Source organism: Streptomyces sp. NPDC006487 (assembly GCF_042870555.1).
Taxonomy (GTDB): Bacteria; Actinomycetota; Actinomycetes; order Streptomycetales; family Streptomycetaceae; genus Streptomyces.
Map to the genome: position 1 here is coordinate 222,535 of NZ_JBIAHN010000003.1, position 21,364 is coordinate 243,898.

A 21,364-nucleotide genomic window follows, 5' to 3' on the forward strand; every position below is an offset into this window, starting at 1 on the left:
GGTGCACGGACGCGCGGTTCCGGGGCCGGATGCCCCGGAACCGCGCGCCGGCCGTCGGGTCCGTCGGTCCGTCAGGTCCGGTTTCGGTCCGTGAGGTCCGTCAGGTCCGTCAGGTCCGTCCCGGAGGCTCAGTCGGCGTACGTCTCTCCCCGCTCGGCCTTCGCCACCAGGGAGGCGGGCGGGGCGAAGCGCTCGCCGTACTTCTCGGCCAGCTCGCGGGCGCGGGCCACGAAGCCGGCGAGGCCGTCCTCGTAGCCGTTGATGTACTGGATCACGCCGCCGGTCCAGGCCGGGAAGCCGATGCCCATGATGGAGCCGATGTTGGCGTCGGCGTACGAGGTCAGGACCCCCTCGTCGAAGCAGCGGACGGTGTCCAGCGCCTCGGAGAAGAGCATCCGCTCCTTCATGTCCTCGAAGGGGATCCGGTACCCGTCCTTGGTGAAGTGCTCCCGCAGCCCCGGCCAGATCCCGGCACGCTTGCCGTTCTCGTCGTACGCGTAGAACCCGCCGCCACCGCTGCGCCCGGGGCGCCCGAACTCGTCGACCATCCGGTCGATGACGGTGTCGGCCGGGTGCTCCGGCCAGTCCCGGCCCTCGGCCTCGAAGGCCTTGCGGGTCTCGTTGCGGATCTTGCGGGGCAGCGTCAGGGTCAGCTCGTCCATCAGGGAGAGCACCTTGGCCGGGTACCCGGCCTGGGCGGCGGCCTGCTCGATGGAGGCGGGCTCGATGCCCTCGCCGACCATGGCGACGCCCTCGTTGATGAACTGGCCGATGACCCGCGAAGTGAAGAACCCGCGCGAGTCGTTGACCACGATCGGCGTCTTGTTGATCTGCCGTACGAGGTCGAAGGCGCGGGCGATGGCCTCGTCGCCGGTGCGCTCGCCCTTGATGATCTCGACCAGCGGCATCTTGTCCACGGGCGAGAAGAAGTGCAGTCCGATGAAGTCCGCGGGCCGCGAAACCCCTTCCGCGAGGCCCGTGATGGGCAGCGTGGAGGTGTTGGAGCAGAGGAGCGCGTCGGGAGTCAGGAACTCCTGGATCTCCTGGAACACCTTGTGCTTGAGGGCGGTGTCCTCGAAGACGGCCTCGATGACGGCGTCGCAGCCCGCGAGGTCGGCGGGCTCGGCGGTCGGGGTGATCCGGGCGAGCAGCTCGGCCCGCTTGGCCTCGGTGGTGCGGCCCCGCGACAGGGCCTTGTCGAGCAGCTTCTCGGAGTACGCCTTGCCCTTGGCGGCGGCCTCGGGGGTGACGTCCTTCAGCACCACCTCGATGCCCGCGCGGGCGCAGGAGTAGGCGATGCCCGCGCCCATCATGCCGGCGCCGAGGACGGCCACCTTGGTGACCTTGCGGGGTGCCACGCCCTGCGGGCGGCTGCGGCCGGCGTTGACGGCCTGGAGGTCGAAGAAGAACGCCTGGATCATGTTCTTGGCGGTCTGCCCGGTGACCAGCTCGGTGAAGTAGCGGGCCTCGATGGTCAGTGCCGTCTCGAAGTCCACCTGGGCGCCTTCGACGGCGCAGGCCAGGATGTTGCGCGGGGCCGGGTACGGGGCCCCGTTCAGCTGCTTCTTCAAGTTGGCGGGGAAGGCCGGGAGGTTGGCGGCGAACCGCGGGTTGGACGGAGTGCCGCCCGGGATCTTGTAGCCGGGGACGTCCCACGGCTGCTTCGACTCCGGGTTCGCGTCGATGAAGGCGTGCGCCTTGGCGAGCATCTCCTCCGGCGTGGCGGCCAGTTCGTGCACCAGGCCGTTGTCCAGGGCGCGCTGGGGGTTGTACTGGGTCCCCTGGAGCAGCACCTTCAGCAGCGCGTCGGCGATGCCCATGAGGCGCACGGTCCGGGTGACGCCGCCGCCGGCCGGGAGCAGACCGAGGGTGACCTCGGGCAGGCCGATCTTGGAGCCGGGCGCGTCGAGGGCCACCCGGTGGTGGGAGGCCAGGCAGATCTCGTACCCGCCGCCGAGGGCCGCGCCGTTGATGGCGGCCACCACCGGCTTGCCGAGGGTCTCGATGCGGCGCAGCGAGCGCTTGATCTCGGTGCCGGTGTCGAAGGCGAGCTGCGCGTGCTCGGGGCGCAGCCGGATCATGTCCTTCAGGTCGCCGCCCGCGAAGAAGGTCTTCTTGGCGGAGGTGAAGATGATGCCGCGGATGGAGTCCTTCTCGGCCTCGGCGCGGTCCGCGACCCGGGCGATGGAGTCCTTGAAGGCCTGGTTCATCGTGTTGGCGGACTGGTTGGGGTCGTCGAGGACCAGGGTGACGACGCCGGTCTCGTCCTGTTCCCAGCGGATCGTGGTGGACTCGCTCATGGTCACTGCTTTCGTTTCGGAAGGTCCGGGGGGGCAGGGATGCAGGACGGGATTCAGAGGCGTTCGACGATGGTGGCGACGCCCATGCCACCGCCGACGCAGAGGGTGACGAGGCCGTAGCGCTTGTCCTGGCGCTCCAGTTCGTCGACGACGGTGCCGAGGATCATCGCGCCGGTGGCGCCGAGCGGGTGGCCGAGCGCGATGGCGCCGCCGTTGACGTTGACCTTGTCGAGGGAGACGCCCATGTCCTTGACGAAGCGGAGCACGACGCCGGCGAAGGCCTCGTTGATCTCGATCAGGTCGATGTCGTCGATGGTCAGGCCGGCCTTGGCGAGGGCCTTGCGGGTGGCCGGGGCGGGTCCGGTGAGCATGATGGTGGGCTCGGAGCCGGAGACGGCGGCCGAGACGATCCGGGCGCGGGGCGTGAGCCCGTTGCGCTCGCCCGCCTCGCGGGAGCCGATCGCGACGAGGGAGGCGCCGTCGACGATGCCGGAGGAGTTGCCCGCGTGGTGGACGTGGTCGATCTTCTCCACCCAGTGGTACTTCTGCAGCGCGACGGCGTCGAAGCCGCCGAGCTCGCCGATGTCGGCGAAGGAGGGCTTCAGCCGGGCGAGGGTGTCGGCGGTGGTGCCGGGGCGGACGAACTCGTCGTGGTCCAGGACCACCAGGCCGTTGCGGTCGGTGACCGGGACGACCGACTTGGCGAAGCGGCCGTCCTTGATCGCGGCGGCGGCCCGCTCCTGGGACAGGGCGGCGTACTCGTCCACGTCTCGCCGGGAGAATCCCTCGATCGTGGCGATCAGGTCGGCGCCGATGCCCTGCGGGACGAAGTCGGTGTCCCAGCCGGTCATGGGGTCGTTGAACCAGGCTCCGCCGTCCGAGGCCATCGGAACCCGGGACATGGACTCCACGCCGCCCGCGAGGACCAGGTCCTCCCAGCCGGAGCGGACCTTAGCGGCGGCCATGTTGACCGCTTCGAGGCCCGAGGCGCAGAAGCGGTTCTCCTGGACGCCCGCGACGGTGTCCGGCAGCCCGGCGGCGATCGCCGCGATCCGGGCGATGTCGGAGCCCTGGTCTCCGACCGGGCTGACGACGCCGAGCACGATGTCGTCGATGGTGGCGGGGTCCAGGCCGGGGTTGCGCTCGCGCAGGGCGTGGATGAGGCCGACGACCAGGTCGATCGGCTTGGTGCCGTGCAGGGAGCCATTGGCCTTGCCCCGTCCGCGCGGCGTGCGGATCGCGTCGTATACGTACGCTTCGGTGCTCACTGGTCAAGCCTTTCGGGGGTGCGGAGGCGTGGGGAGGGTCAAGGAACGGGGAGGGTCGAGGGAAGGCAGGGGGAGGTCAGCCCAGCAGGGAACGGCCGATGATCTCCTTCATGATCTCGGTCGTGCCGCCGTAGATGGTCTGGATGCGGCCGTCGGTGAAGGCCCGCGCGACCCGGTACTCGGTCATGTATCCGTATCCGCCGTGCAGTTGCAGACAGCGGTCGGCGACCCGCTTCTGGAGTTCGGTGGCCCACCACTTCGCCATCGAGGCGTGGACGTGGTCCAGTTCCCCGTGGGAGTGGTCGGTGATGCAGCGGTCGAGGAAGGTACGGGTGACCGCGCACTCGGTGGCCATCTCCGCGATCTCGAAGCGGACGTGCTGGAGCTTGGAGAGCGGCCGCCCGAAGGCCTCGCGCTCCTTCACGTACTGCGTGGTGATCTCCAGCAGGTACTCGGCGGCGGCGATGCCGGCCATCGCGATGCCCATCCGCTCCTGCGCGAGGTTGGTCATCAGGTGGACGAAGGCGCCGTTGAGTTCGCCGAGCAGGTTCTCCTTGGGGACGCGCACGTCGTTGAAGAACAGCTCGGCGGTGTCCTGCGCCTTCTGGCCGATCTTGTCGAGGTTGCGGCCGCGCTCGAAGCCCTCGGTGCCGCGCTCCACGACGAGCAGCGACATCCCGTGCGCCCCGCCCTCGGGGGTGGTCTTCGCGACGACGATCACCAGGTCGGCGAGGATGCCGTTGGAGATGAAGGTCTTGGAACCGTTGAGCACCCAGTGGTCGCCCGCGTCCTCGGCGGTGGTCCGGATGCCCTGGAGGTCGGAGCCCGCGCCCGGCTCGGTCATCGCGATGGCCGTGATGATCTCGCCGGAGCAGAAGCCGGGCAGCCAGCGGCGCTTCTGCTCCTCGGTGGCCAGCGAGGTCAGGTACGGCCCGATGATGTCGTTGTGCAGGCCGATCGCGAGTCCGGCGGCGCCCGCCCGGGTGAACTCCTCGGCGATCACCGCCGCGTACCGGAAGTCGGTGTTCCCGCCGCCCCCGTACTCCTCCGGGACGGCCAGGCCCAGCAGTCCCTGCCGGCCCGCGGCCCGCCAGGCCTCGCGGCTGACGATCCCGTCCTTCTCCCACTGCTCGTAGTGCGGCAGCACCTCCTTGGTGAGGAAGGTGCGGACGGTCTCCCGGAACGCCTCGTGGTCGGCGTCGAAGAGCTGGCGCTTCATCAGACGGCTCCTTACAGCCAGTTCTTCACGGTTTCGATGAGCCGGGCCGGCTCGGGGCCCACGGGCGTGACATTGAGCATGGTCACCCCGGCGGCCCGGAAGGCCTCGACGCGCTCGCGCACGTAGCCCTCGGGCCCGCACAGCGTGGTGAGTTCGCACAGCTCGTCCGGTACGGCGGCCGCGGCGTCGCGCTTGTGCCCGGAGAGGTAGAGCTCCTGGATCTTGCGGGCCTGGGCCCCGTACCCGTAGGCGACGGCCAGGTCGTTGTAGAAGTTCTTGCCGACCGCGCCCATGCCGCCGACGTACAGGGCGATCTGCGGCCGCGCGAGGTCGCGCAGGGCCGCCGCGTCCTCGCCGATCGCGAGCAGTCCGCCGGCCACCGTCCGCAACGGGCCGAGCTCCGGCGCGCGCAGGGCGGCGCCCTCGGTGAGCGCGCTCCCCCACACGGCGCCGGCCTTCTCCGGCACGAAGAGGGTCGGCAGCCAGCCGTCGGCGATCTCCGCCGTCATCCGCACGTTGGCCGGTCCCAGCGAGGCCACGTAGACGGGGATGTCCGCACGGACCGGCCGGGTCAGCATCTTCAGCGGCTTGCCGTGCCGGCCTCCCTTCCCGGGCGGCAGCGGCATGTCGGTGATGCCGTGGTGGTCGATGGTCTCGCGGCGCCAGATGCGGCGGCACAGCTCGACCGTCTCGCGGGTCCGGCCGATGGGCTTGTCGTACGGCTTCCCGTGCCAGCCCTCGACCACCTGCGGGCCCGAGGCCCCCAGGCCGAGCATGGCCCGGCCGCCGGACATCGCGTCCAGGCCCGCCGCGGTCTGGGCGATGAGGGCGGGGGTGCGCGAGTAGACGTTGAGGATGGCCGAGCCGATCTTCATCCGCTCGGTGCGGGCGGCCAGGTACCCCATGATCGTCGGGGCGTCGAAGCCCCAGGCCTCGGCCACCCACACCGCGTCGAGCCCGGCCGTCTCCAGCCCTGCCGCCGCGTCGGCGGCGCGGCGCGGGTCCGCGGAGTAGTCGAGCATCATCGAGAGTTCCATCAGGCGCCGGACTCCTTGCCCAGCAGCCCCGGTACGCCCCAGTCGGCCGCCACCGACTCCGTGTGCGCGCCCGGCAGCGCCGGCCCGCCCACGACGGTGGCCGGAGTCGCGGAGAAGCGGGGCGCGGGGGCGGGCTGGGTGATCCCGGCGGCCTCGACGAAGGTGCCGCGGGCGGCCAGGTGCGGGTGGTGCGGGGCCTCGCGCAGGGAGAGCACGGGCGCCACGCAGGCGTCGGTGCCCGCGAAGACGGCCGTCCACTCCTCGCGGGTACGGGACTTGAAGCGCGCGGCGACGGCCTCGCGGAGCTCGCCCCAGCGGGCCAGGTCCTTGCGGGCGGGGGCCTGGTCCTTGATGCCGAGCAGCTCCACGAAGGTGTCGTAGAACTGCTGCTCCAGCGCTCCGACCGCCATGTACCCGCCGTCGGAGGTCTCGTAGCTGCCGTAGAAGGGGCAGCCGCCGTCCAGCAGGTTGGCCCCGCGCCGGTCCTGCCAGCCGCCGGCGGCCATCATCCCGTGGATCATGGCGGTGAGGTGGGCGGTGCCGTCGACGATGGCCGCATCGACGACCTGGCCGGTGCCGCCGGGGGTGCGGGCGTGCTGGAGGGCGGCGAGTACGCCGATGACGAGGTAGAGCGAGCCGCCCGCGTAGTCACCGACCAGGTTGGCGGGGACGGCCGGGGGTTCGCCCGGGTTGCCGATCATGCCGAGGGCGCCGGTGACGGCGATGTACGCGATGTCGTGCCCGGCGGTGTGGGCGAGCGGGCCGTCCTGGCCCCAGCCGGTCATCCGGCCGTAGACGAGCCGGGGATTGCGGGCGTGGCAGTCGGCCGGTCCCACGCCGAGCCGTTCGGCGACCCCGGGGCGGAAGCCCTCGACGAGCACGTCGGCGCGCTCGACCAGGTCCAGTACGCGGGCCGGGCCGTCGGGGGACTTCAGGTCGACGAGGACGGAGCGCTTGTTCCGGTTGGTGATGTCGTAGGCCGGGTTCACGGCCAGCCCGCCGCCGCCGGGCCGGTCGACCCGCACCACGTCGGCCCCCAGGTCGGCGAGGAGCATGGCGGCGAACGGGCCCGGCCCGATGCCCGCCAGCTCGACGACGCGGACGCCCGCGAGCGGGCCCCCGCCGCTCCCGGGCGCGTTCCCTGTCACTGCCATCGAGCCCCCAGCATCCGGTGGCACCACTGCCGCCACTGTGTGACACAACTGATGTAACACCAGTGATGCTAGGAACCCGTTCCACTCAGCACAAGAGCAAGCGCTTAGCCGGTTGGGGCGTTTCGCGCGTCGAGCTCCTTGAGGTCCCGCTTGAGCGCGACGGTCCGGTAGCTCTCCTCCACCCATTCGCACAGCACCTCGGCGGAGGGCGCCCCCTTCTCCCCCAGCGGCACGGAGACCCAGCCGGCCTTGCCCAGCCCGTAGCCGGTCGGCTCCGCTCCGGGCGCGGTCATGGCGTGACCGTGCAGCGCCTCGTCCTTGAGCTTCACGGAGATCCCGGGCGACGGGCCGTCGGCGTTCCCGAGGAAGACGAAGATCTTCTTGTTGACCTTCACGACACAGTCCTCAGGACCCCAGGGGAACTCCTCCCGCGCCTGCGGCAGCCCCAGGGCGAACGCCCGGACCGCCTCCCACCTGCGCACCCCAGCCTTCACGCGAACCTCCACTCATCGCAGGCCGCACCCGCCGGCGCGGACCGTCCCTCCCCACGCTAGGCCGTCCGCGGCGCGGGCGGAGGAATCGACGCCCGACACGGCCGGCCGCAGGACGGACGGTGCACCGGCGGCGGATCCGGGGCCGGCACCGGGGCGGGTACCGGGGCGGGTACCGGGGCGGGGCCGGTACCGGGGCGCTGTCCGCCGTACGGCCGCCACCCGCTAGCCTCAGCCACCACCGACACCCTGGGAGGCTCCCGATGAACGCAGCTGTCCGGCACGAACCGCGCACCGCGGAACGGGAGTACGACCTCGTGCTCTTCGGCGCGACCGGGTTCGTGGGGGCGCTGACCGCCGAGTACCTCGCGGCGCACGCCCCCTCGGACTGCCGCTGGGCCCTCGCCGGGCGGGACCTCGCGAAGCTGGAGCGGCTGCGCGAGCGGCTGACCGCCCTCGACCCGCGCTGCGCGGACCTGCCGCTGTTGCGCGCCGACGCCCAGGACGCCGCGGCGACGCGCGAACTGGCCGCCTCCACCCGGGTGCTGGCCACGACCGTGGGGCCGTACGTCTTGTACGGGGCGCCGCTGGTGGCCGCCTGCGCCGCGGCGGGCACCGACTACCTGGACCTGACCGGCGAGCCGGAATTCGTGGACCGGATGTACGTCGAGCACGACGCGCGGGCCCGCGAGAGCGGCGCCCGGATCGTGCACGCCTGCGGCTTCGACTCCATCCCGGCCGACCTCGGGGCGTACTTCACGGTCGGACAGCTGCCGGCCGGCGTCCCGCTGACCGTGGACGGCTTCGTGCGTTCCAACGCCCTGTTCTCGGGCGGCACCTTCACCACCGTGCTCACCGCACTGGGCCGCGGACCGCAGAACCTGGCCGCCGCCCGCGCGCGCCGGATGCACGAGCCCCGGCTGCTGGGCCGGCGGGTGCGGGTCCCCGTGGGCGCACCGCGCTTCAGCCGGGAGACCGGGACCTGGGCCCTGCCGCTTCCCGTACTGGACGTCCAGGTCGTGGCCCGCTCGGCGGCGGCGCTGGAGCGGTACGGCCCGGACTTCCGCTACCGGCACTACGCCTCCGTACGGCACCTGCCCGTCGCCGTGGGCGGTACGGCGGCGGTCGGCGGGGTGGTGGCCCTGGCCCAGATCCCGCCGGTGCGCCAGTGGCTCGCGGGCCGCTGGGAGCCGGGCCAGGGCCCGGACGCGGAGCGGCGGGCGCGCAGCTGGTTCAGCGTGCGGTTCGTGGGCGAGGGCGGCGGCCGCCGGGTCTTCACCGAAGTCTCGGGCGGCGACCCGGGGTACGGGGAGACCGCGAAGATGTTCGCGGAGTCCGCGCTCTGCCTCGCCTACGACGCCCTGCCCGAGCTCTCCGGCCAGCTGACCACCGCCGTGGCGATGGGCGACGCCCTGCTGGACCGGCTCCGGAAGGCGGGCATCCGCTTCCGGGTGGCGGCCTCGGACTGAGGCGTCGGGCGGCTCAGGCCGTGGCTTCGCGCAGGGCCCGCCGGCACAGGGAGTCGGCGTGCCGGGTGGTCTCCGGGATGCGGAAGCGGGGGCTCAGCGCCAGGGCGTGAGCGCAGGCGTTGTCCAGGGAGACCCGGTGGCCCACCGATACGTACACGGGCTTGATCCCGTCCTGCGTGCGCAGCGCGCGCCCGACGACCTCGCCGTCGGGCGCGCGGAGGAGGGAGAGGTCCCCGCGCCGGGCACCCGGTTCCTCGTAGGTGAAGGTGAACGGGTTCTTCGCGACGCCGATGGCGGGCAGTCCGGTGACCACCCCGAGGTGGCAGGCGAGTCCGAAGCGGCGCGGGTGGGCCAGTCCGTAGCCGTCGCAGACGACCAGACCGGGCGTGACCGTCAGTGACTCCAGTGCGGCGAGCACGGTCGGCAGCTCACGGAAGGCGAGCAGGCCCGGGACGTAGGGGAAGCTGACGCGGCCGACGGAGGTGGCCTCCTCGACGACCTCGAGGGTCGCGGCGTCGAGGACGACGGCCGCGGCGGCCACCAGGTCGCGCTCGTCGTCGTAGGCCACGTCCACACCGGCGATCAGCCCTTCGCCGGGCGGGGGTCCGGTTTCGGCCAGGACGACCCGGTCACGCAGTTCGTCCTGTATCGCCTTGGCCTCGGCCTCGTCGGCGGGGTTCTTCGCACTCGTCATAGTGGTGCGAGAGTAGCCTGGCGATCATGTTCGTCATGGAGCTCACCTACACCGCGCCCGTCGAAGCCGTCGAAGAGGAGATGGACGCGCACATCGCCTGGCTGGACGGCTACTACGCCGCCGGCATCTTCCTCGCCTCGGGCCGCAAGGTCCCGCGCGACGGGGGCGTGATCCTGGCCGGCGGGATCTCCCGCGCGGAGGTCGAGAAGATCGCGTCCGAGGACCCCTTCACCGTGGCGGGCGTCTGCGCCTACCGCATCACCGAGTTCCTCGCGACGAAGACGTCCTCGGACCTGGCGACGGTACGGGAGAACCCGGCGGTGTAGCGGGGCGCGCGGGGGCCCGGAGCGGGTGGCCCGGAGTGTGCTTTGGGCCTGTGGAGTGAGCGGGAACCGGCCGTACTGGGAGGCCCCGGGGCTTGCCGATGAGCCCCGGATGCCCCTGCCACCCGTCACCCTGTGCGATCACACAGGCACGTTCAGGCCATTCGGTGACACAGCTCACTCCGACTCGCGTGCACGGATTCGCCGAATCGCGCGTCTATCCCGTTGCCGGGCCCCCACCCCGCGGTCCGGCACGAGATCCGCCGCAAGGGAGCGAGCCTTGATCACTGTCATCGAGCAGGCCGTGCAGGCCCGACTGGTCGCCACCGCACCGAAGGTCGACACCGTACCGGTCACGCTCTGCTACGACCGGTCGGATCCCTTCGCCGTCCGGATGGCCTTCCCCGCGCCCGCGACCCTGGAGGGCATCGAGGTCTCGTGGACGTTCTCCCGCGAGCTGCTGGAGTCCGGGCTGGCCCGCCCCTCCGGCTGCGGGGACGTGCGCGTGCGCCCGTACGACGCAGACCGGACCACCGTGGAGTTCCACGCCCCCGAGGGGGTCGCGATCGTGCTGATGATGACGGCCGAGCTGCACCGCTTCCTGGAGCGGGCCTCCACGATCGTGCCGCCGGGCCTGGAACACCTGTACCTCGACATGGACCAGAGCCTCGCGGATCTGATGCGCGGCTCCTGCTGACCTTCCACCCTTGCGCGCCGGATCCGGTCCCCTCCCGCGGACCGGCCCCTCCGCGGACCGGCCGCATCGCTCCCGCCCGCTCTTCTTAATTCGTTTGCCGGCGGCTCCGGCCGCCCCGTAGCTTCGTAGACGCCCCATCGCCGTCGAAACGGAGCAGGACGTTGCTTCTCTGAGGTCCGAGACACCGACCACCGCCCTCACCCGCGGTGCGCTGTCTCCCCCGCGTTGCACTCACCACTCACGCAACCTGGAGGCCTCCATGAGTCCTGCTCCCACCTTCATCACCTGCTCCGGCCTGTCCTTCGACTGGCCCGACGGAACGCCCGTCTTCGAGGGGTTCCAGTTGACCGTCGGCCCCGGCCGTACCGGCCTGATCGGGCGCAACGGCTGCGGGAAGTCCACCCTGCTGAAACTCATCGCGGGGGAACTTTCGCCGACTGGCGGCCAGTTGGCCCTGTCCGGCACCGTCGGCCACCTTCCGCAGACCGTCACCTTCGACACCGCCCTACGGGTCGACGAGGCGCTCGGCGTCCACACCGCCCGGGCCGCCCTGCACGCCATCGAGGCGGGCGAGGCGACCGAGGCGAACTTCGCGGCGGTCGGCGACGACTGGGACGTGGAGGAGCGGGCCCTCGCCACGCTCGACCAGCTCGGCCTCGGCCGGATCGGCCTGGACCGCACCACCGGCGAACTGTCGGGCGGAGAGTGCGTGCTGCTCCGGCTGGCGGCTCTGCTGCTGAGCCGTCCGGACGTCCTGCTGCTGGACGAGCCGACCAACAACCTCGACCTGCGGGCCCGGCGCCGGCTCTATTCGGCCGTCGAATCCTGGACCGGGGTGATGCTCCTGGTCAGCCACGACCGGGAGCTGCTGGACCGGGTCGACCAGATCGCCGACCTGCACGAGGGCGAAATCCACTGGTACGGCGGCAACTTCACGGACTACGAGGAAATGCTCGCGGCCGAGCAGGAGGCGGCCGAGCGGATGGTCCGGGCCGCGGAGGGCGACGTGCAGCGGCAGAAACGCGAACTGGCGCAGGCACACACCAAACTGGCCCGGCGCAAGCGGTACGGCCAGAAGATGTTCGATTCCAAGCGCGAGCCGAAGATCGTCATGGGTGCCCGCAAGCGTGCGGCGCAGGAGTCGGCGGGCAAGCACCGCATCATGCACACCGAGAAGCTGGCCGAGGCCGAGGAACGCCTCGACCAGGCGGAGCTGGCGGTGCGCGACGACGCCGAGATCCGGATCGCACTGCCCGCCACCCAGGTCCCGCCGGGCCGCCGCGTGTTCACTCTGAGCGGGTTGCACCCGGTCCACGGCGGCGCCGTAGCGGGCGAGTGGGAGCTGCGCGGTCCGGAGCGGATCGCACTGGTGGGAGCCAACGGCTCGGGCAAGACGACCCTGCTGCGCACGATCGCGGGGGAGCTCGCCCCGCTGTCCGGCGAGTCGGTGACCCACGTCCCGGCCCGGTTCCTGCCACAGCGGCTCGACGTACTGGACGACGAGCGCTCGGTCGTGGAGAACGTGGCGCGGTTCGCCCCGCACGCGACGAACAATCTGATCCGGGCGCGGCTCGCGCACTTCCTGTTCCGGGGTGCGCGCGCGGACCGGCCGGCCGGCACCCTGTCGGGCGGCGAGCGGTTCCGGGCGACGCTGGCGGCGCTGCTCCTCGCGGAGCCGGCCCCGCAGCTGCTCATGCTGGACGAGCCGACCAACAACCTGGACCTGGCGAGCGTACGGCAGTTGACCGGTGCGCTGGATTCCTACGAGGGGGCGCTCGTGGTGGCGAGCCACGACGTGCCGTTCCTGGAATCCATCGGCATCACGCGCTGGCTGCTGCTCGACGACGGGCTGCGGCCGACGACGGCCGAGGAGGTCCACCGGTCGCTGTGGCACGGGTGACGGGCACGGGTGACGGCACTGGTGAGGGGCACGTCCGACGGGGACGGGTGACGGGCTAACGCGGCATGGGCAGTAACGCCCAGGACTTGGTGCCGCCCATCGGGGTGAGCACCGGAGTGAGTCCCCAGTCCCCGCCGCAGGAATCGACCACCGCCGCGAGCAGCCACATCCCGCGGCTGCGCCGGCGCCGGCACTCCTCGCTCGCCTCGGGCGAGGAGTGCGCCGGGTGCTGGTCGAAGACGACGATCCGCAGGGCGTCGAACTGCCAGCGGACTTTCAGCACCATCTCCTTGTCGGGCGTGAACCGGTAGGCGCAGGCCACGAGTTCGGAGGCGGCCAGGGCCGCGGTGTCGCACAGGTCCGGCAGTCCGTGCCGGTCGAGCAGGGACCTCAGGGCGCCACGGGCGCTGCCCGCACAGTGGGCGCCGCCCGGCAGGCCTATGGAATAGCTCAGTTTCTCCGCCCCCGGCGGGGCCTGCCGGAACTCGTGGACCGACCGCAGGCCACAGAGAGTGCCCGTCATCGTGCTGCTCCAAGGTGCTGAGGTGCTGAATGCGTGGATGGCCGTGTGGTCATACAAGAGCTGGAGGTCGCCCCGTGTGAGACTTGCGCTACCGACCGTAGCGCAACGTGGTGCACAGTGCTACTACTTGTACGACGACTTGATGATTTCTCAGGGCATTTCCGGACTCGTGAGGCGCTCCCACATGCCCCGGCCGGAGGAGAGGGGGACCCGTGCCACCGAGGAGTACGCCGACCGCGCGCCAGCAGCGCCTGGGCTCCGAGCTGCGCAAACTCCGCGAACAGTCGGGCATGTCGGTACAACAGGCGGCGGCGCTCATGGGGGTGGACCGCACCCGGATCCCCAACATCGAGTCCGGCCGGATCGCGATCAGCGCCGAGCGTGTCCGCACCCTCGCCTTCAACTACGACTGCCCCGACACGGGGCTGGTCGACCTGCTCGCCTCGATGGCCCGGGAACGCGACAAGGGGTGGTGGGAGCAGCACCGGGGGCTGCTGCCGCCCGCACTCCTGGACATCTGCGAACTGGAGCACCACTCCGTCGGGTTGCACACCGCGGTGACCACGCACATACCCGGACTCCTGCAGACCGAGGCGCACGCGCGGGCCGTCTTCGACACCGCCGACCCGCCGCTGCCCGCACCCGACCTGCAGGCGCGGCTCGCCCTGCGGATGCACCGCCAGCAGGTGTTCGCGCGCGAGGCACCGCCGCTGTACGAGGCGGTCGTGCACGAGGCGGCGCTGCGCATGCAGTTCGGCGGCCCGAAGGTGGCGCGGGCGCAGCTCGAACACATACTGGAGCAGTCGGAGCGGGCGCGTACGACCGTGCGCGTCATTCCGTTCACCGCCGGCGGGTTCCCCGGCGCCGGCCAGTCCTTCACCTATGCGGCCGCCACGATCAGCGAGCTCGACACCGTACAGCTGGACAGTTCGCACGGCTCGATGTTGCTGGATTCGCAGATGAAGCTGCTCCGCTACCGGGGTCTGCTGGAGCGGCTGCGCTCCCTGGCACTGCCGGCCCGCGACTCCCGCGATTTCATCCGCGCCATCGCACAGACCCTCTGACCGGACCGACCGTCCGACCGGCCGACTGACCACGGAGCCGGATCTGACGAGGAGACGAGAGAACGACATGGGCACGACGACCACGACCGCGACCACCCCGGCGGCCCCGTCGGCGACGGCCGGCATCGCCTGGGACGAGGCATTCTGCAGCGAGGGGGCGAACTGCTTCCGCTTCGGACGGGACGCCGAGGGGAAGGCGTACATCGGCACCACCGAGTCCGCCGCCTACGTCACCGACTCGATCGACGCGCTCCGTGCGCTGATCTCGGCCGTCAAGGCGGGAGCCGCGGACCACCTACTCGCATGACTTTGGTCCCTTCAAGCCACGCCATGCCCCCTTCAAACTGCACAAATAACGTGACGTAACCGGACATAGTCACCTGTGGGGCTTGGCTGGTCTTGATGTCGCGCTTAACCTACGACTCCGTAGGCTACGGAACCGTAGGTAATTCGCTTTGCACTCAGGAGTACCCGTGACGATCACCTCTCCCCACCTCGGCAGCTCGGAGGCGTGGACGGACGCCAAGCTGCTGTTCGCGCTGGAAGAGGTGGTCGAGAAGGAGCTCAACCGCCATCTGACGGTCACCAAGGACTGGATGCCCCACGAGTACGTCCCGTGGAGCGACGGACGGAACTTCCCCGGTTTCTTCGAGGACGGCGAAGCCTGGGACCCGAAGCAGTCGAAGGTCACCGAGATCGGCAAGATCGCGCTCGTCGTGAACCTGCTGACCGAGGACAACCTCCCCAGCTACCACCACGAGATCGCCTCCCTTTTCGGCCGCAACGGCGCCTGGGGCACCTGGGTGCACCGCTGGACCGCCGAGGAGGGCCGCCACGGCATCGTGATGCGTGACTACCTGCTGGCCTCGCGCGCCGTGGACCCGGACAAGCTCGAGGCATTCCGGATGCAGCACATGTCGGAGGGGTTCGAGTCCGACAACCGCCATTCCATGCTGCACTCCGTGGCGTACGTGGCCTTCCAGGAGCTCGCGACCCGCATCTCGCACCGCAACACCGGCCACCAGTCCGGTGACCCGGTCTGCGACCGCATGCTGGCCCGCATCGCGCAGGACGAGAACCTGCACATGATCTTCTACCGCAACCTGCTGGGCGCGGCCTTCCAGATCGCCCCGGACCTCACCATGCAGGCCGTACGGGACGTCGTGGTCGACTTCCGGATGCCCGGACACGGGATGCCCGGCTTCGAGCGGATGGCCGCACAGATGGCGATCGGCGGGGTCTACAACCTGCGGATCCACCACGACGACGTGCTGAGCCCCGTGATCCGCTTCCTGAAGATCATGGACATCGACGGCCTCGGCCCCGACGGCCAGAAGGCCCAGGAAGAGCTCGGTCTCTTCATGAACGGCCTGGACTCCGAGGCCCGCAAGTTCGACGAGCGGCTGGCCGCCCGCGCGGCCCGCATCGCGGCCCGCAAGGCCTGATCCGGCCCCCGCGCCGCGACTGACCGGTTTCCGCTCGCTCGGGCGGGTGACGACGATTGCCCTGGCAGAGCCCCGCTCTGCCAGGGTTTCGCGTCATGACCGCCATGACACCGCTGCAGGTCGAGATCGACCAGCTGGCGCGCCTCACCAACGCCCTGGACACCTCGCTGACCGCCCTGCGCGAGGCCCGGCGGGAGCTGGACCACGTGCGGGCCGACCAGCTGGGCACGGCGGACCTCGACGCGGCGTGCGACGGCTTCCAGGACAGCTGGGGCCACGGAACCAAAGAGCTCGCCGGGCGGATCAAGGCCGTGCGCGAGGGCGTACGCCGTAGCGCCGCCGAGTACGCGGAGCTCGAAGAGGCCATCCGCGCGGCCTTCCGGCAGGCGGCCGGGTCCCGTGGCTGACTCCCGGGCCTCCGGCTCCCCCGCCGCCGACTACTCCGCGCTCGGCTTCGATCCGGCCCCGGGGAGCCCGTTCGCGGTCCTGGCCCTGGCGAAGAAGCTCCGCTCCTCGGCGGACCGCCTCGCGGAGACCTCCCGGGTCGTCGACGCCCTGGTCTCCCACAGCTCGGCCTGGCAGGGCGAGGCCGCCACCGCCTTCCGCGCCTCGCTGTCGCGCGAGCTGCCCCGCCACCTCCACGCGGCCCACACTTCCCTGGCGGAGGCCGCGCGCCGGCTGACCGGCTGGCACGACACCCTGGCCGCCCACCGCACCCTGGCCGCCCGCTACGCCTCCCGGGCCGCCGCGGCCACCACCGACGAGGCCCTCACCGACGCCCGCCGGCTGGCCGCCGAGCTGGCCTCGGAGCACTCCGCGGCGGCCCGCCGGGTCGCGGACACGCTGACCGCGACGGCCCGGCGGCTGGCGCCGAAGGAGCCCGGGGTGCTGGAGTCGGTCTGGAACAAGATCGTCGACGATCCGGCGGACGCCCTCTCGAACGCGGCGGCCATTCTGGGGGCGGCCGGTGCGGCCGTCGCCCTCTTCTTCCCGCCTGCCGGGATGGCGGTCATGCTGGTCGCGGGCGGGCTCTCGCTGGCCGCCCTGACCACCCACCTCGCGGACCCCGGCTTCCGCAAGCCGCTGACCGAGGGTCTCACCCGGGGAAAGTTCGACGCGGCCTTCTGGAAGAACAGCGTGACGCTGCTCGGCGACGGCCTCGGCGCCGTCCCGGGCGTGGCCGCCGTCGCCACGGGCGCGAGGGCCGGTACGGTCGCCGCCCGCGCGGCCATGGCGGTCCCGGAGGCCGGCGCACTGGCGGGCGTCTCGCCGGGCGCGGGTGCGTTCGCCCGCACGACGTGGAGCACGGCGGACGAACTGCGCAAGGTGGAGAGCCCGCTCACCGCGTGGGCCCTGCGGTCGTCGACACCCGAGGTCAGGGAGCGGGTGGGGGTGGCCGTGGCCGCCACCGGAGCGGCCACGGCCGCCGCCGACTACACGGGCGACAACGAATCCGTGGACCGCGGCTCCACGGCGGTGGACGGCACCCGGCTCGTCGTGGAGGACGGTCCGTCCACGGCCGCGCGGTCGGCCCGTCTCTGGACGCTGGTGCAGCCGTGAGCAACGACTCCGCCCCGCCGGTCTGGTTCCGGCTGCCGCCCGGGTTCCACGACATCGGCCCCGAGGACCGGGACGCAATTGAGGAGGTCGCCGAAGCCCTGGGGGCCCTGGGCGGCGACTCCGGTGCGGGGGCGCAGCTCGGCCGGCTGATGGACTGCCTCGACGCACTCGCCGCTCAGCCCGGCCTGCACCTGGTCCACACCGCGGTCGGCCTCCACCCCGAGGGCCCGGAGACCGTCTCCACCTCGCTGTTCTCCCTCGCCGTGCGACCCGCCGAAGACGCGGGCGCGGGGGCCGGTGCGGCGCGGGTGGCCCTGGCCCTGGCCCGGTCCGCCCTCGGGAGCGGCTCGACGCGCAGGTACCTGGACCTGGCCTCGGGCCTCCCGTGCGCGCTGGTCTCCGGGGTCCTCCCCGTCCCCGGTACCGACCGGGGGATGTTCCAGGCCAGGGCCGTCACGGCGCATCCCGACGGGCGCCACCTGCTGCTGCTCGACCTCACCAGCGCGGCGACCGAGCACGCCGACGCGTACACCGCCATCCTGGAGGCGGTCGCGCACACGATCGCCTTCGCCGACCCCGAAGCCGATTCCCGGCCGACCGGGCCGCCGGGCGGCGCCGGGACCTCGCGGATCCGGGAACTGCTGGGGTGACGCCGGTACCGTGCCGGACCCGCACGGCAAGGTCGCCGGGCGGTCGGGGGGGCCGCGCGGTCAGAGGCGCCGCGCGGTCAGGGGCGCCGGCGCAAGGCCTGGCGTTCGGATTCGGACAGGCCGCCCCAGACGCCGAAGCGTTCGTCGTTGGCCAGGGCGTAGTCCAGGCAGGGTTTGCGGCCCTCGCAGGCCCCGCACAGCCGCTTCGCGTCGCGCAGTGAGGAGCCTGGCTCCGGGAAGAAGAAGCCCGGGCCCGTCTGGGCACAGAGGGCGAGCTCGTACCAGGCCGGGACGGCGGTGACGGTATCGGTATCGGTGGTGTTCATCGACATGCCGCCGAGCCTGTCCGGCGGCGATGGACGTCCGATCAACGCCTGATCAACAGCCACGACGGCCACAGAGTGAACGACCGTGCGTGCGCTGACTTCGGTACCATGGCCGCATGGCAGACGGACGCGTGGAGCGCGGGAACCAGACGCGGCGGACGGTCCTGGAACGGACGATGAGCATCGCTTCGGTGGACGGCCTGGAAGGGCTGTCCCTGGGGAAGATCGCCACGGATCTGGGGCTGAGCAAGAGCGGCGTGTTCGCCCTCTTCGGTTCCAAGGAGGAGCTCCAGCTCGCCACCGTGCAGGCCGCCCGGGCCGTCTTCGTCGAGCAGGTCGTACGGCCCGTACGCGACGAGCCCGCCGGGCTCGCCAAGGTCTGGCGGCTGTGCGAGAGCTGGCTCGACTACTCCGGGCGCCGGGTCTTCCCCGGCGGCTGCTTCTTCTACTCCGCGTCCGCCGAGTTCGATTCGCGCCCCGGGCCCGTACACGACGAGATCGCCAAGATCCGCGGCGACTGGACGCGGTACATCGAGCGGCTGCTCGACGAGGCCCGGCTGGCGGGGGGGTTCCGCGCGTCGGCCGCGGAGGCGGGCGTGGACGTCGACACGGACGTGGGCGTGGACGTGGACGTGGACGTCGAGCAGCTCGCCTTCGAGATCATGGCGATGATGGAGCTGGCCAACGCGCACTCCGTGCTGCACGAGGACACCACTGCCTACGGCCGGGCCGCGCGGGGCATCCTCGCCCGGCTGCGCGCGACGACGGCCGCCCCGGAGGAACTCCCGGAGCGGCCGCCCGTACTCGCGTTCCCGGCCGCCGGATTCTCCGCCGGCGACGCTCCGGCCGTCAGCCTCCCGGCCGCGCCGGCTTCGCCGGACCGCTGAGCCGCATCGAGGCGCCCGCGACCGCCGAACCCAGCGCGGCGAACGCGATCATCAGGAAGACTCCGCGCCAGTGGTCCCCCGGGCCGGACCCGGTGAGCAGGGCCGCCGTGCCGGCGACGCCGAGCGCACCGCCGAGCTGGCGGGCCGTCATCAGCAGGCCGGTACCGGCCGCGAAGCGCTGCGGCGGGAGGCCGGCCGAGGCCGTCGTGGACAGCGCGGTCACCACGACCCCGATGCCGAGGCCGCCGAGGAGGCCCGCGGGCAGGAAGATCCGGGCGTACGAGGAGGACTCCCCGACCCAGCCCCACAGCAGCAGGGCATTGGCCGCGAAGAGCAGCGATCCGACGGTGACGGCTGCCCCTTGGAAGCGGGCGGGGACCCGGCGGCCGACCACGAGGGCACCGGCCATGGCGAGCACGGCTCCCGGTGTGACTCCGAAGCCGGCTTGCAGGACGGAGTAGTTCCAGCGCTCGATGAGGTAGGACGGGCCGGTGAGCAGCCATGCGTACATGGCGGCGCCGAAGAGCAGGGCGCCGATGTTGGCGCGGGCGAACAGCGGGTCGCGCCACAGGTCCCGGTCGACGGCCGGGGCGGGATGGCGGTGCGAACGGCGCAGCGCGAGGGTGCCCGCCAGAGCGCCGCCGATGACCAGGGCCAGCACCTTCGGATCGGTCCAGCCCCACTCCGCGCCCTGGGAGAGCCCCGCCACCACTCCCCCGATGCCGAGGGCGAGCGCCGTCGTACCGACGGGGTCGGGGAGCCGGCGTCCGGTGCGGGGCTCCCGGGGGATGACGCGGGCGGCGGCCCAGCCGACGGCGAGGCCGAGCGGGACGTTGACGAGGAAGATCGCACGCCAGTCCCACCACTCGACGAGCAGTCCGCCGATGCTCGGGCCGACGGCGGCGGCCAGGCCGCCCGCCGCCGACCAGGCTCCGAGGGCGGCCGCCCGGCGGGCGGGCGGGGTGTGGGCGAGTACGAGGCCCAGGGCGGCGGGGATCATCCCGGCGGCGGCGGCTCCCTGCAGGGCGCGGGCCAGGATGAGCAGCTCGGCGGTGGGGGCCGCGCTGGCGGCGAGCGAGGTCAGGGTGAAGGCGAGGACCGAGCCGAGGAACAGGGCTCGGCGCCCCAGGGTGTCGGCGAGCCGGCCGGCCGCGGCGAGCAGGGCGGCGAACAGTACGGCGTAGGCGCTGACGATCCAGGTCAGGCGGGCCAGCGACACCTCGGGGAAGGCCCGGCGCAGGTCGGGGAAGGCGACGTTGACGACGGTGGCGTCGAGGAAGGCGAGAAAGGTGACGGCACTGGCCAGCGCGAGCACCCGCCCGCCCCCGGGGCCGCCTTCGGCCCGTTGCCATCCGGAATCGGGCGCGGAGACCGACTCGCGCGAGGTGACCGACTCGGGTGCGGTGAGCGACTCGCGCGGGGTGACCGACTCGGGCGCGGTGGGTTCGGGGCGGGTGGCGGTCATCGGGTGGTTCCCGCGGCCCCGGTCGGGCTTGCCGTTCGGGCCTGCGTCCGGGTCGCGCCCAGGAACTCGACGGTGGTGGCGATGACGTCCGGGTCGAGGAGGATGCGGCGGTGGCCGAGACCGCTCGTCTCGATCAGGCGGGCCCGCTCCCCGTAGGCCGCCGCGAGGGCGCGGGACTGGCCGGGGGCAGCCGTGTCATCGTCCGCGTCGTGCACGAGCAGGATCTCCGAGGGGATCTCCTCGGGGTGGTGGCAGGCGTCGAACCGGGGCCAGATGCCGGGCTCCGACGGGAAGAGCCGGCGCTGGATGTGGCGCCGCATGGCGTCCTCGACGGCCTGGTTCACGCCCAGCATCGCGCGGAACCGCGCGGCGAGGAAGTCGAAGTCCGAGATGGCGCCGATACCGGCGATCCGGTCGGCCCGGATCCCGTCCCGCAGCGCGAAGAAGGTGGACACCACCCCGAAGGAGTGGGCCAGTACGGCCGAGAAATCCCCGTACCGCGCGTGCAGTCGGCGGATGATCTCGCGCTGGCGCAGGATGGTGGTGGCCCGGCCACCGGACGCGCCGTGACCGGGTGCGTCGAAGGAGACCACGGTCCGGCCCTCGGCCAGCAGCGCCTCCACGAACCCGGCGAAGCGCGAGGCCCGCGAGCTCCAGCCGTGCACGAGGAGAACCGGCCGGCCGCCGTCGCCCCAGCGGTACGTGGTCACGGGTATCCCGTCCACGACGAGCCGGCCGGTCACGGCCCGGGCCATGACCTCCTCTTCGCCCGGCTTCACCTTCGGCCGGCCGAGCGGCCGCACGAAGAGCGCGAACGCCACCCGCCCGACCGGGCCCGGGGCGACCCGGGCGGTGATGTTGAGGGTCGTGCTCAGGAGTGAAGCCATGGGGT

At 72.2% G+C, this 21,364-nt stretch carries 22 protein-coding genes; 11 read left to right on the forward strand and 11 right to left on the reverse strand.

The window, feature by feature from the left end; translation table 11 throughout:
- Positions 1 to 128: 128 nt before the first annotated feature.
- From ACFYM0_RS06190 to ACFYM0_RS06215, 6 genes are all read right to left on the reverse strand, one after another.
- Entirely contained in the window at positions 129 to 2,300 is a 2,172-nt protein-coding gene (locus tag ACFYM0_RS06190; protein ID WP_388497128.1) for a 3-hydroxyacyl-CoA dehydrogenase NAD-binding domain-containing protein, read from the reverse strand.
- A 53-nt stretch (positions 2,301 to 2,353) separates the two neighbouring features.
- The gene (locus tag ACFYM0_RS06195; RefSeq protein WP_385371577.1) at positions 2,354 to 3,568 is read right to left on the reverse strand and encodes an acetyl-CoA C-acetyltransferase; all 1,215 of its coding nucleotides are present in this window, start codon (positions 3,566 to 3,568) and stop codon (positions 2,354 to 2,356) included.
- Between the two features lie 76 nt (positions 3,569 to 3,644).
- Entirely contained in the window at positions 3,645 to 4,787 is a 1,143-nt protein-coding gene (locus tag ACFYM0_RS06200; protein ID WP_388497131.1) for an acyl-CoA dehydrogenase family protein, read from the reverse strand.
- Between the two features lie 11 nt (positions 4,788 to 4,798).
- Positions 4,799 to 5,824: an LLM class F420-dependent oxidoreductase gene (locus ACFYM0_RS06205; RefSeq protein ID WP_388497133.1), complete on the reverse strand. Its 1,026-nt coding sequence runs from the start codon at positions 5,822 to 5,824 to the stop codon at positions 4,799 to 4,801.
- Complete coding sequence (locus tag ACFYM0_RS06210; RefSeq protein WP_388497136.1) at positions 5,824 to 6,978, reverse strand: CaiB/BaiF CoA transferase family protein; 1,155 nt, start codon at positions 6,976 to 6,978, stop codon at positions 5,824 to 5,826. The genes ACFYM0_RS06205 and ACFYM0_RS06210 overlap by 1 nt, the downstream gene beginning before the upstream one ends.
- A gap of 104 nt (positions 6,979 to 7,082) precedes the next feature.
- Positions 7,083 to 7,484 (reverse strand): MmcQ/YjbR family DNA-binding protein, encoded by a 402-nt coding sequence (locus tag ACFYM0_RS06215; protein WP_388497138.1) that lies wholly within the window; start codon positions 7,482 to 7,484, stop codon positions 7,083 to 7,085.
- A gap of 248 nt (positions 7,485 to 7,732) precedes the next feature.
- On the opposite strand from ACFYM0_RS06215, the gene ACFYM0_RS06220 reads away from it, so the two are divergent.
- Complete coding sequence (locus ACFYM0_RS06220; protein ID WP_388497141.1) at positions 7,733 to 8,938, forward strand: saccharopine dehydrogenase family protein; 1,206 nt, start codon at positions 7,733 to 7,735, stop codon at positions 8,936 to 8,938.
- A 13-nt stretch (positions 8,939 to 8,951) separates the two neighbouring features.
- On the opposite strand, the gene ACFYM0_RS06225 is transcribed toward ACFYM0_RS06220, so the two are convergent.
- Complete coding sequence (locus ACFYM0_RS06225) at positions 8,952 to 9,632, reverse strand: endonuclease V (protein ID WP_388497143.1); 681 nt, start codon at positions 9,630 to 9,632, stop codon at positions 8,952 to 8,954.
- A gap of 26 nt (positions 9,633 to 9,658) precedes the next feature.
- Here ACFYM0_RS06225 and ACFYM0_RS06230 point away from each other — a divergent pair, with 26 nt between their 5' ends.
- The 3 genes from ACFYM0_RS06230 to ACFYM0_RS06240 all read left to right on the forward strand — a co-directional run bounded on the left by ACFYM0_RS06230 (position 9,659) and on the right by ACFYM0_RS06240 (position 12,552).
- Positions 9,659 to 9,958: a YciI family protein gene (locus ACFYM0_RS06230; RefSeq protein ID WP_388497146.1), complete on the forward strand. Its 300-nt coding sequence runs from the start codon at positions 9,659 to 9,661 to the stop codon at positions 9,956 to 9,958.
- Positions 9,959 to 10,235: 277 nt separating this feature from the next.
- Positions 10,236 to 10,652, forward strand: coding sequence for an SsgA family sporulation/cell division regulator (locus ACFYM0_RS06235; protein WP_388497148.1), 417 nt, complete (start codon positions 10,236 to 10,238; stop codon positions 10,650 to 10,652).
- A gap of 259 nt (positions 10,653 to 10,911) precedes the next feature.
- Complete coding sequence (locus tag ACFYM0_RS06240) at positions 10,912 to 12,552, forward strand: ABC-F family ATP-binding cassette domain-containing protein (RefSeq protein WP_388497149.1); 1,641 nt, start codon at positions 10,912 to 10,914, stop codon at positions 12,550 to 12,552.
- 55 nt (positions 12,553 to 12,607) lie between these two features.
- Here ACFYM0_RS06240 and ACFYM0_RS06245 read toward each other — a convergent pair whose 3' ends face one another.
- Positions 12,608 to 13,075 carry an ATP-binding protein gene (locus ACFYM0_RS06245; RefSeq protein ID WP_388497151.1) on the reverse strand — a complete coding sequence of 156 codons (468 nt, stop codon included), beginning with the start codon at positions 13,073 to 13,075 and terminating at the stop codon, positions 12,608 to 12,610.
- A 212-nt stretch (positions 13,076 to 13,287) separates the two neighbouring features.
- On the opposite strand from ACFYM0_RS06245, the gene ACFYM0_RS06250 reads away from it, so the two are divergent.
- From ACFYM0_RS06250 to ACFYM0_RS06275, 6 genes are all read left to right on the forward strand, one after another.
- A complete protein-coding gene (locus ACFYM0_RS06250) occupies positions 13,288 to 14,139 on the forward strand; it encodes a helix-turn-helix domain-containing protein (RefSeq protein ID WP_388497153.1) in 852 nt (283 codons plus the stop codon).
- A 67-nt stretch (positions 14,140 to 14,206) separates the two neighbouring features.
- Complete coding sequence (locus tag ACFYM0_RS06255; RefSeq protein WP_388497154.1) at positions 14,207 to 14,446, forward strand: hypothetical protein; 240 nt, start codon at positions 14,207 to 14,209, stop codon at positions 14,444 to 14,446.
- Positions 14,447 to 14,612: 166 nt separating this feature from the next.
- A complete protein-coding gene (locus ACFYM0_RS06260; RefSeq protein ID WP_388497157.1) occupies positions 14,613 to 15,584 on the forward strand; it encodes an acyl-ACP desaturase in 972 nt (323 codons plus the stop codon).
- Positions 15,585 to 15,679: 95 nt separating this feature from the next.
- On the forward strand, positions 15,680 to 15,991 hold the full coding sequence (locus tag ACFYM0_RS06265; protein WP_388497159.1) for a hypothetical protein: 312 nt from the start codon (positions 15,680 to 15,682) through the stop codon (positions 15,989 to 15,991).
- Positions 15,984 to 17,144, forward strand: a complete 1,161-nt coding sequence (locus ACFYM0_RS06270) for a hypothetical protein (RefSeq protein WP_388497161.1) — start codon at positions 15,984 to 15,986, stop codon at positions 17,142 to 17,144. The genes ACFYM0_RS06265 and ACFYM0_RS06270 overlap by 8 nt, the downstream gene beginning before the upstream one ends.
- Positions 17,141 to 17,794 carry a hypothetical protein gene (locus ACFYM0_RS06275; protein ID WP_388497164.1) on the forward strand — a complete coding sequence of 218 codons (654 nt, stop codon included), beginning with the start codon at positions 17,141 to 17,143 and terminating at the stop codon, positions 17,792 to 17,794. The genes ACFYM0_RS06270 and ACFYM0_RS06275 overlap by 4 nt, the downstream gene beginning before the upstream one ends.
- Before the next feature lie 77 nt (positions 17,795 to 17,871).
- Here ACFYM0_RS06275 and ACFYM0_RS06280 read toward each other — a convergent pair whose 3' ends face one another.
- Positions 17,872 to 18,126 (reverse strand): WhiB family transcriptional regulator, encoded by a 255-nt coding sequence (locus ACFYM0_RS06280; RefSeq protein ID WP_388497167.1) that lies wholly within the window; start codon positions 18,124 to 18,126, stop codon positions 17,872 to 17,874.
- A 110-nt stretch (positions 18,127 to 18,236) separates the two neighbouring features.
- On the opposite strand from ACFYM0_RS06280, the gene ACFYM0_RS06285 reads away from it, so the two are divergent.
- Positions 18,237 to 19,007, forward strand: a complete 771-nt coding sequence (locus tag ACFYM0_RS06285; protein WP_388497170.1) for a TetR/AcrR family transcriptional regulator — start codon at positions 18,237 to 18,239, stop codon at positions 19,005 to 19,007.
- Here the strand turns inward: ACFYM0_RS06285 and ACFYM0_RS06290 are convergent.
- Together ACFYM0_RS06290 and ACFYM0_RS06295 are read right to left on the reverse strand one after the other, a co-directional pair.
- Positions 18,970 to 20,472 carry a DHA2 family efflux MFS transporter permease subunit gene (locus ACFYM0_RS06290; RefSeq protein WP_388497172.1) on the reverse strand — a complete coding sequence of 501 codons (1,503 nt, stop codon included), beginning with the start codon at positions 20,470 to 20,472 and terminating at the stop codon, positions 18,970 to 18,972. The two genes, ACFYM0_RS06285 and ACFYM0_RS06290, sit on opposite strands and share 38 nt — an antisense overlap.
- The gene (locus tag ACFYM0_RS06295) at positions 20,469 to 21,359 is read right to left on the reverse strand and encodes an alpha/beta fold hydrolase (RefSeq protein WP_388497175.1); all 891 of its coding nucleotides are present in this window, start codon (positions 21,357 to 21,359) and stop codon (positions 20,469 to 20,471) included. The genes ACFYM0_RS06290 and ACFYM0_RS06295 overlap by 4 nt, the downstream gene beginning before the upstream one ends.
- Between the last annotated feature and the right edge of the window lie 5 nt (positions 21,360 to 21,364).

Coding starts and splice junctions, on each gene's coding strand:
- ACFYM0_RS06265 (WP_388497159.1), top strand. CDS start 15,680: ATGACCGCCATGACACCGCTGCAGGTCGAGATCGACCAGCTGGCGCGC.
- ACFYM0_RS06295 (WP_388497175.1), bottom strand. CDS start 21,359: ATGGCTTCACTCCTGAGCACGACCCTCAACATCACCGCCCGGGTCGCC.
- ACFYM0_RS06200 (WP_388497131.1), bottom strand. CDS start 4,787: ATGAAGCGCCAGCTCTTCGACGCCGACCACGAGGCGTTCCGGGAGACC.
- ACFYM0_RS06220 (WP_388497141.1), top strand. CDS start 7,733: ATGAACGCAGCTGTCCGGCACGAACCGCGCACCGCGGAACGGGAGTAC.
- ACFYM0_RS06205 (WP_388497133.1), bottom strand. CDS start 5,824: ATGGAACTCTCGATGATGCTCGACTACTCCGCGGACCCGCGCCGCGCC.
- ACFYM0_RS06190 (WP_388497128.1), bottom strand. CDS start 2,300: ATGAGCGAGTCCACCACGATCCGCTGGGAACAGGACGAGACCGGCGTC.
- ACFYM0_RS06245 (WP_388497151.1), bottom strand. CDS start 13,075: ATGACGGGCACTCTCTGTGGCCTGCGGTCGGTCCACGAGTTCCGGCAG.
- ACFYM0_RS06210 (WP_388497136.1), bottom strand. CDS start 6,978: ATGGCAGTGACAGGGAACGCGCCCGGGAGCGGCGGGGGCCCGCTCGCG.
- ACFYM0_RS06240 (WP_388497149.1), top strand. CDS start 10,912: ATGAGTCCTGCTCCCACCTTCATCACCTGCTCCGGCCTGTCCTTCGAC.
- ACFYM0_RS06230 (WP_388497146.1), top strand. CDS start 9,659: ATGTTCGTCATGGAGCTCACCTACACCGCGCCCGTCGAAGCCGTCGAA.
- ACFYM0_RS06285 (WP_388497170.1), top strand. CDS start 18,237: ATGGCAGACGGACGCGTGGAGCGCGGGAACCAGACGCGGCGGACGGTC.
- ACFYM0_RS06225 (WP_388497143.1), bottom strand. CDS start 9,632: ATGACGAGTGCGAAGAACCCCGCCGACGAGGCCGAGGCCAAGGCGATA.
- ACFYM0_RS06280 (WP_388497167.1), bottom strand. CDS start 18,126: ATGTCGATGAACACCACCGATACCGATACCGTCACCGCCGTCCCGGCC.
- ACFYM0_RS06255 (WP_388497154.1), top strand. CDS start 14,207: ATGGGCACGACGACCACGACCGCGACCACCCCGGCGGCCCCGTCGGCG.
- ACFYM0_RS06290 (WP_388497172.1), bottom strand. CDS start 20,472: ATGACCGCCACCCGCCCCGAACCCACCGCGCCCGAGTCGGTCACCCCG.